The 14,848-nt window shown below is 67.5% G+C and carries 15 protein-coding genes; 5 read left to right on the forward strand and 10 right to left on the reverse strand.

The annotated features are described in order from the left end of the window. Nucleotides 1-6 precede the first annotated feature (6 nt). The 4 genes from whiA to uvrC are packed head-to-tail and all read right to left on the reverse strand — an operon-like array spanning nucleotide 7 to nucleotide 4,896. Complete coding sequence (gene whiA, locus QGN32_RS01240) at nucleotides 7-984, reverse strand: DNA-binding protein WhiA (protein ID WP_326548877.1); 978 nt, start codon at nucleotides 982-984, stop codon at nucleotides 7-9. Further along, nucleotides 981-1,994: a uridine diphosphate-N-acetylglucosamine-binding protein YvcK gene (yvcK, locus tag QGN32_RS01245; RefSeq protein ID WP_326546879.1), complete on the reverse strand. Its 1,014-nt coding sequence runs from the start codon at nucleotides 1,992-1,994 to the stop codon at nucleotides 981-983. Before yvcK ends, whiA begins: the two co-directional genes overlap by 4 nt. Then, the gene (rapZ, locus tag QGN32_RS01250) at nucleotides 1,991-2,905 is read right to left on the reverse strand and encodes an RNase adapter RapZ (protein WP_326546880.1); all 915 of its coding nucleotides are present in this window, start codon (nucleotides 2,903-2,905) and stop codon (nucleotides 1,991-1,993) included. The genes yvcK and rapZ overlap by 4 nt, the downstream gene beginning before the upstream one ends. Continuing rightward, nucleotides 2,902-4,896, reverse strand: a complete 1,995-nt coding sequence (uvrC, locus tag QGN32_RS01255; protein WP_326546881.1) for an excinuclease ABC subunit UvrC — start codon at nucleotides 4,894-4,896, stop codon at nucleotides 2,902-2,904. Before uvrC ends, rapZ begins: the two co-directional genes overlap by 4 nt. Before the next feature lie 52 nt (nucleotides 4,897-4,948). Between uvrC and QGN32_RS01260 the strand changes: the two genes are divergently transcribed. Next, complete coding sequence (locus QGN32_RS01260; protein WP_326546882.1) at nucleotides 4,949-6,904, forward strand: gamma-glutamyltransferase family protein; 1,956 nt, start codon at nucleotides 4,949-4,951, stop codon at nucleotides 6,902-6,904. Further along, nucleotides 6,901-7,368, forward strand: a complete 468-nt coding sequence (locus QGN32_RS01265; RefSeq protein WP_326546883.1) for a GNAT family N-acetyltransferase — start codon at nucleotides 6,901-6,903, stop codon at nucleotides 7,366-7,368. The genes QGN32_RS01260 and QGN32_RS01265 overlap by 4 nt, the downstream gene beginning before the upstream one ends. Here QGN32_RS01265 and QGN32_RS01270 read toward each other — a convergent pair. From QGN32_RS01270 to QGN32_RS01285, 4 genes are all read right to left on the reverse strand, one after another. Beyond that, nucleotides 7,355-7,804, reverse strand: coding sequence for a PH domain-containing protein (locus tag QGN32_RS01270; RefSeq protein WP_326546884.1), 450 nt, complete (start codon nucleotides 7,802-7,804; stop codon nucleotides 7,355-7,357). The two genes, QGN32_RS01265 and QGN32_RS01270, sit on opposite strands and share 14 nt — an antisense overlap. Then, complete coding sequence (ribH, locus tag QGN32_RS01275) at nucleotides 7,801-8,280, reverse strand: 6,7-dimethyl-8-ribityllumazine synthase (RefSeq protein WP_326546885.1); 480 nt, start codon at nucleotides 8,278-8,280, stop codon at nucleotides 7,801-7,803. The genes QGN32_RS01270 and ribH overlap by 4 nt, the downstream gene beginning before the upstream one ends. After that, a complete protein-coding gene (locus QGN32_RS01280; protein WP_326546886.1) occupies nucleotides 8,277-9,596 on the reverse strand; it encodes a bifunctional 3,4-dihydroxy-2-butanone-4-phosphate synthase/GTP cyclohydrolase II in 1,320 nt (439 codons plus the stop codon). The genes ribH and QGN32_RS01280 overlap by 4 nt, the downstream gene beginning before the upstream one ends. A 156-nt stretch (nucleotides 9,597-9,752) precedes the next feature. After that, complete coding sequence (locus tag QGN32_RS01285; protein ID WP_326546887.1) at nucleotides 9,753-11,096, reverse strand: glycoside hydrolase family 183 protein; 1,344 nt, start codon at nucleotides 11,094-11,096, stop codon at nucleotides 9,753-9,755. A 269-nt stretch (nucleotides 11,097-11,365) separates the two neighbouring features. Here QGN32_RS01285 and QGN32_RS01290 point away from each other — a divergent pair, with 269 nt between their 5' ends. Beyond that, nucleotides 11,366-11,704 (forward strand): hypothetical protein, encoded by a 339-nt coding sequence (locus QGN32_RS01290; protein ID WP_326546888.1) that lies wholly within the window; start codon nucleotides 11,366-11,368, stop codon nucleotides 11,702-11,704. A 23-nt stretch (nucleotides 11,705-11,727) separates the two neighbouring features. Here the strand turns inward: QGN32_RS01290 and QGN32_RS01295 are convergent, their stop codons facing one another. Then, nucleotides 11,728-12,327: a riboflavin synthase gene (locus QGN32_RS01295; RefSeq protein ID WP_326546889.1), complete on the reverse strand. Its 600-nt coding sequence runs from the start codon at nucleotides 12,325-12,327 to the stop codon at nucleotides 11,728-11,730. Between the two features lie 83 nt (nucleotides 12,328-12,410). Here QGN32_RS01295 and QGN32_RS01300 point away from each other — a divergent pair, with 83 nt between their 5' ends. Both QGN32_RS01300 and QGN32_RS01305 read left to right on the forward strand, forming a co-directional pair. Beyond that, complete coding sequence (locus QGN32_RS01300; RefSeq protein WP_326546890.1) at nucleotides 12,411-13,112, forward strand: LppX_LprAFG lipoprotein; 702 nt, start codon at nucleotides 12,411-12,413, stop codon at nucleotides 13,110-13,112. After that, complete coding sequence (locus QGN32_RS01305) at nucleotides 13,070-14,695, forward strand: MFS transporter (protein ID WP_326546891.1); 1,626 nt, start codon at nucleotides 13,070-13,072, stop codon at nucleotides 14,693-14,695. The genes QGN32_RS01300 and QGN32_RS01305 overlap by 43 nt, the downstream gene beginning before the upstream one ends. On the opposite strand, the gene QGN32_RS01310 is transcribed toward QGN32_RS01305, so the two are convergent. After that, the gene (locus tag QGN32_RS01310; protein WP_326546892.1) at nucleotides 14,692-14,847 is read right to left on the reverse strand and encodes a hypothetical protein; all 156 of its coding nucleotides are present in this window, start codon (nucleotides 14,845-14,847) and stop codon (nucleotides 14,692-14,694) included. The genes QGN32_RS01305 and QGN32_RS01310 overlap by 4 nt on opposite strands. Nucleotide 14,848: the final 1 nt, after the last annotated feature.

Below are 14,848 nucleotides of genomic sequence, written 5' to 3' on the forward strand. Positions count from 1 at the left end.
CGGGGGCTAGGCGTCTTCGAGAAGATCGGGGGTGACCGCCGACTCGGTGTCGGGGATGCCGTCCTGCTTGGCCTTGCGATCGGCCATCGACAGCAATCGTCGAATCCGGCCCGCCACAGCGTCCTTCGTCATCGGCGGATCCGCGAGCCGGCCCAACTCCTCCAACGACGCCTGCCGATGTTCGACGCGCAGCTTCCCCGCTGCCGCCAGATGGTCGGGCACCGTGTCGCCGAGTATCTGCAGTGCCCGTTCCACGCGAGCGGCCGCGGCGACGGCTGCGCGTGCCGAGCGCCGCAGGTTGGCGTCATCGAAGTTGGCCAGCCGGTTCGCGGTCGCCCGCACCTCGCGCCGCATCCGGCGCTCTTCCCACGTGAGCCTGGTGTCCTGGGCGCCCATCCGGGTCAGCAGCGCCCCGATCGCCTCGCCGTCGCGCACCACCACCCGGTCGGTGCCACGCACCTCGCGCGCCTTCGCACTGACTCCCAACCTGCGGGCCGCACCCACGAGTGCCAGTGCCGCCTCCGGACCCGGGCAGCTGACCTCCAGCGCCGACGACCGGCCCGGTTCCGTGAGCGATCCGTGCGCCAAAAACGCGCCGCGCCAAGCGGCTTCGGCATCGGCCACGCTGCCGCCCACGACCTGAGCGGGTAATCCGCGCACCGGTCGGCCGCGCAGGTCGAGCAGACCGGTCTGCCTCGCCAGGGCTTCCCCATCTTTGGCAACCCGCACCAGATACCGGGTGCCCTTGCGGATACCGCTGGCCGACACGACGTGCACCCCTGCGCTGTAGCCGTACAGGTCGTAGATGTCCTTGCGCAGCCGCCGGGCGATGATGCCAAGATCGACCTCGGCCTCAACGACCACCCGTCCCGAGACGATGTGCAGGCCGCCGGCGAATCGCAGCAGGGAGGCCACCTCCGCGCGGCGGGCACTGACCGAGTTGACGATCAGCCGGCTCAACTCGTCCTTGACCTCGGCTGTCATCGCCACGGGTCGTCACCTCTCGGTCCATTCACTATCGACGTGGGCACGGTCGGCGCCGGAGTTGCAGGGCCCCGAAGTCGCACGCCTTCCAGCGCGGCCGCCAGCCGCGCCGGGTCATGTAAAGGTGTACCAGGTCTGGACACGTCAGCAAACTGAACTTGACCACGAAGGATGGTCGCGGTGCGGCGCAGTTGCTCACGCTCGCGCTCGCTGGACACCCGGCTCGCATCGACGATGATGTCGTGCACCGTGAAGTCCGGCGCATGCTGCGACAGCACATGAATGTGGCGCTCGACCGAGAAGCCCGCCGTCTCCCCCGGCTCGGCCACCAGATTGAGTACCAGCGCCCGCCGCGCGGTGGTCGCTTGCAAGGCCGCCGCCAATTCCGGAACGAGCACGTGTGGGATGACGCTGGTGAACCAGGAGCCCGGGCCCAGCACCACCAGGTCTGCCGCCATGATCGCGTCCACGGCTTGCCGGGTGGCGGGCGGATCACCCGGCAGCAGCCGCACGCGGCGGACCTTGCCGACCGTGGTGGCGATCGCCACCTGCCCGCGGATCACCCGGCTCATGCGCGGGTCGGATTCCAGCCCGGCCACGTCGGCCTCGATGCCCAGGCCCATCGGACACATCGGCAGCACGCGGCCTTTCACCCCCAAGATGCGACCCAACTCGTCGAGCGCGGCGACCGGATCGGCCAAGACCTCGCTGAGGCCCGCGAGCAGCAGGTTGCCGATCGGATGCCCGGCCAGCGCCCCGCTGCCACCGAACCGATGCTGGATGATCGTTGCCCACAGCCGGCCGTGCGGGCTGTCGGACGCCAACGCCGCCAGCGCCATTCGTAGGTCACCCGGCGGCACCACGTCCAGCTCGTTGCGCAACCGGCCCGAGGAACCGCCGTCGTCGGCGACCGTAACGATGGCCGTCACGTGCGGTGTCAGCCGGCGAGCCGCCGACAAGGTGGCGTAGAGCCCGTGTCCGCCACCGAGTGCGACGATTCGCGAGCTCATTCGCGCCCCAGATCCCGGTGCAGCACCCGCACCGTCAGGTCGTCACCTTCCTGCAGCCGGGCCGCCAGCGCTTCGGCGATCGCGACGCTTCGGTGTTTGCCGCCGGTGCACCCGATGGCGACGGTCATATATCGCTTCCCCTCGCGACGGTATCCGTCGATGACAACGTCGAGCAGCCGATGATAGGTCTCCAGGAAGTCCTCCGCGCCCGGCTGCCCGAGAACGTAGTCGCGGACCGCAGCGTGCTGCCCGGTATGGCGGCGCAGGTCATCGACCCAGTGCGGGTTCGGCAGGAACCGCACGTCCATCACGGTGTCGGCATCCATCGGAAGTCCGTATTTGTATCCGAACGATTCGACCGTGACGTTGGTGTGCGCGACGGTTTCGCCGCCGAAGGCCCGTTCGATGCTCTCACGCAGCGCGGGTACCGACAGCGTCGAGGTGTCGATCACCAGATCAGCGGACGCGCGGACCGGGGCCAACAGCGCCCGCTCGGCGGCAATGCCTTCTGCCAGAGTCTGATTGCCCTGCAGCGGATGACTGCGGCGGTTCTGCTCGTACCGGCGCACCAGCATGTCGTCCGAGGCGTCGAGGAACACCACCCGCGGGGCGATGTTGCGGGTGGCCAACTCGTTGCGCACCCAGTCCAAGTCTCCGGTGAAACCACGCGACCGCACGTCCATCACCACCGCCAACTGAGTGATCCGCGAACCCGCCGCGAGCCCCAGGTCGACCATCTGCGCGATCAGCTCCGGTGGGAGATTGTCCGCGACGTACCACCCGAGGTCTTCGAGCACCTTGGCCGCGGTGCCGCGACCGGCGCCGGACAGGCCGGTGACAAGGACCACGTCGATGTCGGAGTCGGCGGCCGCCTCATCGCGAAGATCCTCGTGCATTCCCTGGTCCGTCATCCCGATGCCTTGGTCTGATCATTGCCGATCGCTGCCTCGGGCGCGTGGCTTTCGGACGGGCGACCAAGTGCGTCCAGCACGGCCCGGGCGGTGGCGACGCCGATACCCGGTATCGCGGTGATCTCCTCGATCGACGCCTCCTTCAGCCGGGCCACCGAGCCGAAGTGCGTAACCAGTGCCTTGCGGCGATGCTCACCGAGCCCCCGCACCGAGTCCAGCGCCGAGGCCGTCATCCGCTTCGACCGCTTGCTGCGGTGATACGCGATCGCGAACCGGTGCGCCTCGTCGCGCACCCGCTGCAAGAGGTAAAGCCCCTCGCTGTTGCGCGGCATGATCAGCGGATCTGGTTCGGCCGGAACCCACACCTCCTCCAGCCGTTTGGCCAGCCCGATCACCGCCACATCGGTGACGCCGAGTTCGTCGAGGACCGATTGCGCGGCGTTGACCTGGGGCGCACCACCGTCGACGACGAAAAGATTGGGCGGGTAGGCGAATTTGCGTGAGTTCCCTTCCGGCGCAAGCTCCGTCGGGTGCGAGATGTCGTGGAGGTGACGGTAGAACCGGCGCCTGGTCACCTCGGCGATCGACGCGACGTCATTGGAACGACCCTCGCCGGCGGCTTCCCTTATCGCGTAGTGCCGGTAATCGGACTTGCGTGGCAGACCGTCCTCGAAGACGACCAGCGATGCCACCACGTCGGTGCCCTGCACGTGGCTGATGTCGACGCATTCGATGCGCAGCGGCGCATCGGCCAGCCCGAGGGCATCCTGAATACTCTGCAGCGCAGCGGTTCTCGCGGTGAAGTCACCCGCCCGCTTGAGCTTGTGCTGCGTCAGCGCATCCTGCGCGTTGCGGCGGACGGTCTCGGCGAGTGCGCGTTTGTCGCCACGCCGAGGCACTCGCAGGGACACCCGGGACCCACGCAACTGGGTGAGCCAGGCTGCCAACTCGTCGGCGTTGCCCGGCAGGCACGGAACCAGCACCTGGCGCGGCACCGGATTCGTCGACTCGTCCCCGCCGCTGTCACTGGCGCCGTCCAGTTCTGCCTGATCGCCGTAGAACTGGGTCAAAAACTGTTCCACCAAGCGTTCCTGGCTTGATTCGCCCGGCTCACCGGACTTTTCGACGATCCAGCCACGCTGGCCGCGCACCCGCCCGCCGCGGACGTGGAAGACCTGCACCGCCGCTTCCAGCTCGTCGTCGGCGAACGCGACCACGTCGGCGTCGGTGCCGTCGCCGAACACCACCGCCTGCTTCTCCAGTGCCCGCTTGAGCGCACCGATGTCGTCGCGCAGGCGCGCTGCCCGCTCGAAATCAAGTTCCGCTGCGGCCTCGTTCATCTGCTGTTCCATGTCGCGGACCAGCCGGTCGGTCTTACCCGCCAGGAAGTCGCAGAAGTCGAGCACGATCTGGCGGTGTTCGTCGGCGCTCACCCGACCGATGCACGGGGCCGAGCACTTGTCGATGTAGCCGAGCAGACAGGGGCGATCGATCTGGCTGTGCCGCTTGAACACTCCCGCAGAACAGGTGCGGGCCGGGAACACCCGCGTGAGGAGGTCGAGGGTTTCGCGGATCGCCCAGGCGTGGGAATACGGACCGAAGTAGCGGACACCCTTGCGCCGCACCCCGCGGTACACCATCAGTCGCGGATACTCCTCGTTGAGCGTGACCGCGAGCACCGGATACGACTTGTCGTCGCGGTACCTGATGTTGAATCGCGGATCGAACTCCTTGATCCAGTTGTACTCGAGCTGCAGCGCCTCGACTTCGGTGTTGACCACCGTCCACTCGACGCTGCCGGCGGACATCACCATCTGGCGCGTGCGCGGCGCCAGGTTCACGACGTCTGCGAAGTAGGAGTTCAGGCGGCTGCGCAGGCTCTTGGCCTTGCCGACGTAGATCACCCGGCCGTGCGGGTCGCGGAACCGGTAGACGCCCGGTTCGACGGGGATCGACCCGGGGGCAGGTCGGTACGTCGCTGGGTCGGGCACGATTCCAGGTTACTGGCGCGTCCCGGCGCCCCCGATCCACTACCGTCGGGTGATGCGGATCTCCTCACCGACGCAGGTGCTGGCCCCGCTGGCCGGGATCCTGCTGGTGCTGTCGGGATGCGGCACCGACGACGGTGCGGAACCGAGCGCCTCGGGGCCGTGCGCGATCGTGGAGAACGGCACCCCCGTGCCGAAGGCGACGGCCGCGCATGCCGGCGCGCCGACCCCCAGAGACATCTCCACCAGCCCCGAAGTGGCCACGGGTTACCGCACAAACATGACACCCGTACGCACCGGCAGCTACTCGGTCGTCACCGCCAATGCACTGGCCACCCGGGCCGCATGCGAGGTGCTGCGCGACGGCGGCACCGCAGCGGACGCGCTCGTCACCGCACAGGCCGTTCTCGGCCTGGTCGAACCGCAGGCCTCCGGCATCGGCGGCGGCGGCTTCCTGCTCTATTTCGACGCGGCCTCCGGCGCGGTGCAGGCCTATGACGGTCGCGAGACCGCACCCGCCGCCGCCACGGAGAACTATCTGCGCTGGGTCTCCGACACCGACCGCGCCGAGCCCAAGCCGGACGCCAGGGCTTCTGGCCGCTCGATCGGGGTGCCTGGCATCTTGGAGCTGCTCACCGACGTCCACGCCGAACACGGCAAGGCGAACTGGCGCGACCTGTTCACCCCGGCGGTCACGATGGCCGACGACGGCTTCGACATCAGCCCGCGACTTGCCGCGGCGATCGCCGATGCGGCACGAGAGCTCAAGCGCGACCCGGACGCCGCCGAGTACTTCCTCAACTCCGACGGCAGCCCCAAGGCCGAGGGCGCGCGGTTGACCAACCCCGCGTATTCAAAGACCTTGGGCGTCATCGCAACCGACCCGCAGTCCTTCTACACCGGCGCGATCGCGCGCGACATCGTCGCCGCGGCGGCCGACACCTCCGGGGGCCGTACGCCAAGCCTGATGACCGCCGGGGACTTGGCCGGCTACACCGTCAAGAAACGCGAACCCCTGTGTACGCCCTACCGCGGACGGGAGATCTGCGGGATGCCGCCGCCGTCGTCCGGCGGGATGGCCGTGGCGGCCACGCTGGGCATCCTCGAACATTTCCCGATGGCCGAGCACAAACCCACCGACGTCGATCTCAACGGCGGCCGACCCACGGTCATGGGCGTGCACCTGATCTCCGAGGCGGAAAGGCTCGCCTACGCAGATCGCGACAAGTACGTCGCCGACACCGACTTCGTGCCGTTGCCGGGCGGCTCGCCCGACACGCTGCTCGGCGCCGACTACCTCGCCGGTCGTGCTGCGCTGATCTCCGAGCAGCGCAGCATGGGCACCGCAAGGCCCGGCGAGTTCGGCCCGCCGACCACCCCGGGACCGCCCACCCCGGAGCACGGCACCAGCCAGATCAGCATCGTGGACTCACACGGCAACGCCGCGTCGCTGACCACGACGGTGGAATCGGCGTTCGGCTCGTTTCACATGGTCGACGGGTTCATCCTCAACAATCAACTGACGGACTTCTCGGCCGAGCCCGCAGGCCCCGACGGTACGGCGATCGCGAACCGGGTCCAGCCCGGGAAGAGGCCGCGCAGCACGATGGCGCCGACGCTGATCTTCGACCGGGCTGAGGGCCGGCCGGGACAACGTGGGCGGCCGTTGGCGGTCTTGGGTTCGCCCGGCGGCGCCGTGATCATCCAGTTTGTGACGAAAACCATTGTGGGAATGCTCGATTGGGAGCTCGATCCCCAGCAGGCGGTGTCGATGGTCGACTTCGGCGCTGCGAACACACCCGAGACGAACGTGGGCGGCGAGCACCCGGTCCTCGACACCAGCGACGACGGCGACCACGACCCGCTGGTGCAGGGATTGCGTGAACTCGGCCATCAGGTCGACCTCGCCGAGGCGACGAGCGGATTGGCGGCGATCGCCCGAGACGGCACGGGCCTGATCGGTGGTGCGGATCCGCGCCGGGAGGGGTTGGTCATGGGCGACACCCGATGACCGTACGCGTCACCCGACTCGGCGAAACCGATTGGCGGATGTTCGCAGGCGTGCGGTTGAGGGCCTTGGCCGACTCGCTGGGCGAAAAAGATCCGAGTTTCCGGGACGAGGCGGCCTTCACCGCCGCGCAGTGGCGGCGCCGGTTGCGCGAGCATGCCCAATTCGCAGCGCTGGACGGCGACCGTCCCATCGGCCTGATCGCAGCGCAGCAGGAGAACCCCGAGACGGTGTATCTCTACTCGCTGTGGCTCGACCCGACGGTCCGGGGCCGTGGCCTGGCCAGGCTGCTGGTCGCAGCGGCCCTGGAGTGGGCACGCACCAGCCAGGTGCGGACGGTCCGGCTACGGGTCGCGACCGACAATGCGGCCGCGCGTGGGGTCTACGAGAGCCTCGGCTTCGCAGTGGCCGACGACCAAACCGCATCCATGCACGCGGAACTCGCGATGTCGCTCAGCGTGAGCTGATGCCCTTGTAACGCTCGAACAGACCGCGGACACGGTCCATCGCATCGACGGCACGTTCCTTGTCGACGGCCTGTATCGCCATGATGGGGATGTACTCGTCGTGGGGCAGGTCGACCCGCGCCCACCGCGCCCCGCGCGGGAAGGAGATGCCGACGACATCCGGCCAGGGAATGATCTTGTCGCCGAGTAGGTTCCGCACCGCGACGCCAGATTCTCCGACCCGCAGCCGGGGCCGGGCGAACAGCAGCACCGCACCCGCGACGACGACGCCGACAAGCGCGATCGCCACCTGGTCGGCCGTCCGGAAGATCACCCCCGTCGAGCCGATTTTCAACAGCGCACCGACCGTGATGTGCGCGGCGAGGATCAGCGCAGCGGCGCCGTAGGCGAAATAGATTGCCAGGCGGGGCCGTATCTCGACATCCCAGTCAGTCATGAGCGCGAACGAAGGCCGCGCAGCGTCAGCGCCGTGGACAGCGCCGCGGCAGCCGCCTGGGCCCCCTTGTCCTCAGCCGAGGACGGGAGGCCGGCACGGTCGAGGGCTTGTTGCTCGGTGTTCGTCGTCAGCACGCCGTTGGCCACCGGCGTCGACGCATCCAGCGACACCCGGGTCAGGCCCTGGGTCACCGCATCGCAGACATAGTCGAAATGCGGTGTCTCACCGCGGATCACCACACCCAGCGCAACCACCGCGTCATGGCTGGCGGCCAGCGCCTGCGCCACGACCGGGATCTCGATGGCGCCCAGCACCCGCACTACCGTGGGGTTGCCGAGGCCGGCGCTCGTAGCGACCCTGAGGGCGCCGTCCAGAAGGGCGTCGCAGATTGTTTCGTGCCACGTGCTGGCAACGATGGCGAGCCTCAGCCCCGATGCGTCAAGCTGTGGCAGTTCGGGTACGCCCGTACCACTCACAGCGCTCCACCGAGGTCGGTCGGCCGCCGGTCACCGAGCAGGTAGACGCCCTCGTCGTAGTCGGCCATGGTGGTCGCCTCGTGGTACGCGTCGAGGCCGCTCAGGTCGTGGCCCATGCGGTCCCGCTTGGTCATCAGGTAGCGGATGTTCTCTTTGTTGGCCCGCACCGGCAGCGGCACGCGTTCGATGATGTGCAGCCCGTAGCCGTCCAGCCCGACCCGCTTGGCGGGGTTGTTGGTCAGCAGGCGCATCGACCGCACCCCGAGGTCGACCAGGATCTGGGCGCCGATGCCATAATCGCGGGCGTCAGCGGGCAAGCCGAGCTTGAGGTTCGCATCGACGGTGTCGTCGCCGGCGTCCTGCAGCTGATAGGCCTGCAGCTTGTGCATGAGACCGATGCCGCGCCCCTCGTGCCCGCGCATATAGAGCACGATGCCGCGGCCTTCGCGAGCGACCATCGCCATCGCCGCGTCCAGTTGCGGTCCGCAGTCGCAGCGGTGGGAGCCGAACACGTCGCCGGTGAGGCATTCGGAGTGCACCCGCACCAGCACGTCGTGGCCGTCGCTGGTCGGACCTGCTATGTCGCCCTTGACCAGCGCAATGTGTTCGACGTCGTCATAGATGCTGGTGTAGCCGACCGCGCGGAACGGGCCGTGGCGGGTCGGGATGCGGGCCTCGGCGATGCGCTCGATGTGCTTCTCGTGCTTACGCCGCCATTCGATCAGGTCGGCGATCGAGATCAGCGCGAGGTCATGCTCGTCGGCGAAGATACGCAACTCGTCGGTCTGCGCCATCGCACCTTCGTCTTTCTGGCTGACGATTTCGCAGATCGCACCGGCCGGTTGCAGCCCGGCGAGACGGGCCAGGTCGACGGCGGCTTCGGTGTGGCCGGGACGGCGCAGCACCCCGCCGTCCTTGGCGCGCAACGGCACGACATGTCCCGGCTTGGTGAAGTCGTCGGCGACGCTGGACGGGTCCGCAAGCAGGCGCATGGTCGTCGCGCGGTCCGCAGCCGAAATACCGGTTCCCACACCGTTCTTCGCGTCGACGGTGACGGTGTAGGCGGTGCCGTGCTTGTCCTGATTGACGGCGTACATCGGCAGTAGACCCAGCTTGTCGCAGATCGCGCCGTCCAGCGGGACGCAGAGGTAGCCCGAGGTGTAGCGCACCATGAACGCGACGAGTTCCGGAGTGGCTTTCTCGGCGGCGAAAATGAGGTCGCCCTCGTTCTCGCGATCCTCATCGTCGATCACGACGACGGCCTTACCCGCGGCGATATCGGCCACCGCGCGCTCAACCGAGTCCAGCCTCGTCACCACATCAGTATGAACCACCAGGCCTGAAGACTTATTGCCGCTCCCATGAGCTGGGACTATGCTTCAGCCCGGTCAGGGGCCGACCCGTGTCCATACGGTCGTGAGCGCCCCGACCAGCCACCTGTCGCGGTATACGGCATCGATTCGGCCTGTCGATCAGTTCGGGTTCAGCGTCGTGCGCATCAGCATGACGCTGTAGCTCGACCACAGTGACAAACTGAAATACAGGTTGCTGCCAGCCGACCACGGGTGAATATAGGGCGCGTAGAGGCCCCCGGGAAGCTGAGTTGAGGTGATGATGGTTTTCGCAGCACTCCAGGGACCTTCGGGTTTGTCCGCCGTCCGCATCACCACGCTGCTGGCGGTGTTCGTGTAGAGCATGACGAACTTCCGTAGGTGGTCGTTCCACGCCACTGACATCTCACTGCCCGGTGCCCACACCACCTGGACGGCGAAGTACGGCATGGAGCGCCGCCAACCGAACGGCGTGAAGTATTCGTAGGCAGCCAGATTGGGTACCGCGTTCTCCGGCACCCGGGACAGAAACGGCATCCCGCCGCGGCCCGCTCCGGTGCCGTATGCGTAGACGTAGCCGTTGTGCCGCAGGTATGCGCCCATCTGGAAGTTCTGGTAGCCCCAAACGAACGGAATACCCGGTACCGAGTTGAACCAGGCCGGCCGGATGCTCTCGCGCGGCACGCTCCAATTCTCGCCGTTGTCGTTGGACACCGCCACTGCCGAGAAGTTCGTTGACCATTGCCCGGGCGAACCCCACTTGGCGACCGACATGAAGTTGACGTATTGCGTTGTGCCGACCGAGATTCCGGCGGTGGGTATGACGGTGACCTCTTGGGCGGCCAGATTCAGGCTGGCTACGACTTGGCGGGAGAAGTTCGGGCGGTCCTTGGTCACCGGGGAGCCGGCATGGATATCGCCGAAACGCGCTGCCGGAATCGTCATTCCGTTCGAGAGATCGCGATCGTTGCTCCGGAACAGCGTGTTCTTGCGCCACTCCTGGTCGGGCAGGCTGCAATCTCCGAAGGTGTCGCCGAAAGCGATCAGCAGCTGGGGGTTCGAAGCCGAGCCGTTGTCCCACATGATGCCGAGGTCGGTGCCCGAGATACCGAAGCGGGAGTAGGAGTCGGTATTGGGTCCGGTGAGCCAGTCGACGATCGTCGCGGTCGATGCCTCAGGCGATTCCGCGGCCTGGGCGGTGGTTTCAGGTGCGACCGCCGCGTCTGCTTTGGCGGCCTCGGCGCGTGCCTTCGCGCTTTCCCCGCCGTTCAGAAATGCCGGTTTCCGCCCGATGGGCAGGTGCAGAATCGGGAACTTCGGCAGACTCGGCAGACTCGGCAGCTTCGGCGTCGCCGAGGTTGCGGCGGGCGCCGACACCGAGCAAGGATCAGCCGCCGCGGGCGCCACCAGTTCCGTCGGGATCACGACCGACAGCACGGCTGCGCAAGCCGTTGTCGCCGACAGCAGGCGACGAAAGACCGACATGTCACGCGACAGTAGTGACTACGGTGACGGGTGTGATTGCTGCTGCGTCGAATGGATACCGTCGTGTGACCGTGTCGAGACCCGCACCGGCGCCTGAAATGCGCGCGTCCCTGTGAGAATGCGGCGCCGCCGAATGGCTTGTTCGCGGGTTACTGTCCAACCATCCGCTGTTCTTCACCTGCCCCGGCCGATGGATTGTCCGAATCGTTCGGCGCTCGGACGGGCTCATGCCTACGCTTCGTGTGCTGCTCACGCTGGAGGGGACTGATATGGATGCGTCAGCTCTCAACGCCTTAAGGCTCCTGGCCGCCTGCGCTGCGGCCACCTTCTGCGGTCTTGTTGCCGCCGTTCCCGCGGCCGCCGAGCCGGTCGAACCCGGGCCGACCGGTCCCACTGCCGACGCATCGAACGTCATCCCGGCGGCAGGAGTCCTGGAAGGCATGTGGAGGGAGTACGTCCCCCGCAACGCAGCGCCGCCCGCCCAGATGGGAGCGGTTGACCGGTTCTTTGCCGAATTCGTACCGTCGGCCACCCAGATCGGCGACTTCTTTGCGTTCCTCCAGCAGTTCCGTGCACCCGCGACGATCACCTCATCCGGCGCGTGGTGACGGCCCGCACGCATTACTCCAAATCAGCCGCTCTCGTGAGAGAGCAGCCGTTCGACGTATTTGGCGATCACGTCGACCTCGAGGTTGACATGGGTGCCCACCTCGGCGCGACCAAGCGTCGTGAGGTCGAGCGTCGTAGGGATCAGCGACACCTCGAACCAGTCAGGCCCGAGGCTTGAGATGGTCAGCGAGACGCCGTCGACGGTGATCGAGCCCTTCTCCACCACGTAGCGCGACAACGCGGTCGGTAACGCGATGCGGACCACCACCCAGCGTTCCGACGGAGTACGCGCGATGACGTGTCCGGTGGCGTCGACGTGGCCTTGGACGATATGTCCCCCGAGTCGGCTGTTCACCGCCGCCGCGCGCTCCAAGTTGACCTTGCTGCCCGCGCCGAGACTCCCGAGGCTGGACCGGTTCAGCGTCTCACCGATCACGTCGGTGGTGAACACGCCGTCGGGTTGCACCTCGACCACGGTGAGACAAACGCCGTTCACCGCGATCGAGTCCCCGTGGCGGGCATCCGACGCCACGACGGGGCCACGGATGGCGAGCCGGGCGAGGTCGCCGAGATCCTCCTTGCCGACGACCTCGCCCACTTCTTCGACGATTCCGGTGAACACGCCGCCAGAGTATCCAGATCGCGATCGCCCTGGCAGCGCCCCGTGCGCCGGGTCCACGCAGCTGGACCCTTTACGATGCAGTCATGCCCAAGCGCCTCGTGATGATCCTCGTAGCCCTGGCCACTGCCGTCGCTTTCCTCGCGGGGTGCTCCAAGGCGGAGGAACCCGCCAAGGACCTTCCGGACCCCGCCACGCTCCTACAGCAATCCAGCCAGACCACCAAGAGGCAGACCAGCGCGCACATGAAGCTGACGGTGGAGGGTCCGACCGAGAAACTGCCGATCGAACTGCTCGAAGGCGATCTGAGCAACGCCCCTGAGTTCACGGCCCAAGGCAAGGTCAATCTGCTGATGATGGGCCAGCGCCTCGAGGGGGTCGAGTTCGTGATCGTCGACGGCAACCTCTACGCCACGTTGACTCCGGGCGGTGCCCTGTCGAACTTCGGACCCGCCGTCGATACCTACGACGCCTCGCTCATCCTCAACCCCGAGACCGGGTTGGCGAACGTGCTGGCCAACTTCTCCGACCCGAAGGCCGACGGCCGCGAGACGGTCAACGACGTTGAAACCGTCCGCGTCACCGGAAACGTCAGCGCCGATGCGGTGAACAAAATCGCACCGCAGATCGGCGCGACCGGTCCGGTGCCGGGGACCGCCTGGATCGCCGAGGACGGCGACCACGAGTTGGTCCAGGTCAAGTTGCAGACCGACGCCGATACGAGCCTCACGATGGTGTTGTCGGAGTGGGGCAAGCCGGTGACGGTGACCAAGCCGCCGGCGGCCTGATGACGGTTTCGTCGCAAGCCACGAACCCCGGAGCCACTCCGACGACTTCGTCGAATCGACGAATCGCGATCAGCGCCGGCAGCCTCGCGGTACTGCTCGGCGCGCTCGACACTTACGTCGTCGTCGCGATCATCAGCGACATCATCATCGACCTGGGCATCCCGGTGAACCAGCTCCAACGGGTGACCCCAATCATCACCTCCTATCTGCTCGGTTACATCGCCGCGATGCCCCTGCTCGGGCGTGCCTCCGACAGGTTCGGCCGCAAGTTCATCCTCCAGGTCAGCCTGGCCGGTTTCGCCGTCGGCTCGGTCGTCACCGCGCTGTCGAACGACCTGGTTCCCATGGTGGTCGGCCGGTCGATCCAGGGCGTCGCCAGCGGTGCGCTGCTTCCCGTCACCCTGGCGTTGGCGGCCGACCTCTGGTCGAGCCGTAGCCGGGCGTCCGTGCTCGGTGGTATCGGCGCCGCCCAGGAGCTCGGCAGTGTGCTGGGCCCCCTGTACGGGATCGCCGTTGTCGCGGTTCTGAGCACGTGGCGCGACGTGTTCTGGATCAACGTGCCCCTGGCAGTGGTCGCGATGGTGCTGATCCATTTCAGCCTGCCCACCCGGGTCAAGCCCGACGACCCGGAACGTGTGGACGTGGTCGGCGGTGTACTGCTGGCCGTCGCGCTGGGCCTGACGGTGATCGGGCTGTACAACCCCGCTCCAGACGGCCGCAAGATACTGCCGAGCTATGGCGTGCCGGTGCTCCTGGCTGCGGCGGTCGCCCTGGTGGCGTTCTTCGTTTGGGAGCGGTTCGCCCGCACTCGGCTGATCGAACCGGCGGGTGTGCACTTCCGGCCATTCCTTGCGGCACTGGGTGCGTCGGTGTGCGCCGGCGCTGCGCTGATGGTGACGTTGGTCAACATCGAACTGTTCGGCCAGGGCGTGCTCGCCAAGAGCCAGACCGAAGCGGTTCTCCTGCTGCTGCGTTTTCTGATCGCGCTGCCGATCGGCGCCGTGATCGGCGGGTGGATCGCGACTCGGATCGGCGACCGCGTGGTCACCTTCGTCGGCCTCTTGATAGCCGCGGGCGGTTACTGGTTGATCTCGAACTGGGGGATGGATGTACTGACCACCCACCACGACCTCGGGTTCGTCGCCCTGCCGGTGCTCGACACCGATCTGGCGATCGCCGGCCTCGGCCTGGGCCTGGTGATCGGCCCGCTCACCTCTGCGACGTTACGAGTGGTGCCCGCCGCGGCGCACGGCATCGCCTCTGCCGCGGTGGTGGTGGCGCGCATGATCGGCATGCTGATCGGCCTGGCTGGGCTGACGGCCTGGGGTTTCTACCGACTGAACCAGTACCTGCAGACCCTGCCCTTCCCGCCGGCCGACACCCTCATCGAGCGGATGGCCGCCGAGGCGAGCCGCTACCGCGAGGCGTACGTCCTGCAGTACGGCGACATCTTCATGGTCACCGTGGCGATCTGCGTCGTCGGCGCGTTCCTGGGCCTGCTGGTCAGCGGTAGAAACGAACACGCCGAGGAACCGGAAGCCCTCGACGAGGTAACCGGCGCAGGCCGCGCCGGCGGCCTCTAGCAGCGCTCGAGGCCGGGACGCAACAACTGGGGGGCGGCCTGCGGGGCGGTCTCCTCCACGGCGGGTTGCGGCCGCAGGGTGTCACAGATCAGCGCCTTGAGGGTTCTTGGGTCCATCGGGCGATGGCTCAGCCAGTCCTGCAATGCAGTCATG

This window comes from Mycolicibacterium sp. ND9-15, from assembly GCF_035918395.1.
Classification (GTDB): domain Bacteria; phylum Actinomycetota; class Actinomycetes; order Mycobacteriales; family Mycobacteriaceae; genus Mycobacterium.

What these genes read in the sequence shown, in the direction of transcription:
- whiA (WP_326548877.1), bottom strand. Translation starts at nt 984, where the DNA reads ATGACAGCCGAGGTCAAGGACGAGTTGAGCCGGCTGATCGTCAACTCG.
- yvcK (WP_326546879.1), bottom strand. Translation starts at nt 1,994, where the DNA reads ATGAGCTCGCGAATCGTCGCACTCGGTGGCGGACACGGGCTCTACGCC.
- rapZ (WP_326546880.1), bottom strand. Translation starts at nt 2,905, where the DNA reads ATGACGGACCAGGGAATGCACGAGGATCTTCGCGATGAGGCGGCCGCC.
- QGN32_RS01260 (WP_326546882.1), top strand. Translation starts at nt 4,949, where the DNA reads ATGCGGATCTCCTCACCGACGCAGGTGCTGGCCCCGCTGGCCGGGATC.
- QGN32_RS01265 (WP_326546883.1), top strand. Translation starts at nt 6,901, where the DNA reads ATGACCGTACGCGTCACCCGACTCGGCGAAACCGATTGGCGGATGTTC.
- QGN32_RS01270 (WP_326546884.1), bottom strand. Translation starts at nt 7,804, where the DNA reads ATGACTGACTGGGATGTCGAGATACGGCCCCGCCTGGCAATCTATTTC.
- QGN32_RS01285 (WP_326546887.1), bottom strand. Translation starts at nt 11,096, where the DNA reads ATGTCGGTCTTTCGTCGCCTGCTGTCGGCGACAACGGCTTGCGCAGCC.
- QGN32_RS01290 (WP_326546888.1), top strand. Translation starts at nt 11,366, where the DNA reads ATGGATGCGTCAGCTCTCAACGCCTTAAGGCTCCTGGCCGCCTGCGCT.
- QGN32_RS01300 (WP_326546890.1), top strand. Translation starts at nt 12,411, where the DNA reads ATGCCCAAGCGCCTCGTGATGATCCTCGTAGCCCTGGCCACTGCCGTC.
- QGN32_RS01310 (WP_326546892.1), bottom strand. Translation starts at nt 14,847, where the DNA reads ATGACTGCATTGCAGGACTGGCTGAGCCATCGCCCGATGGACCCAAGA.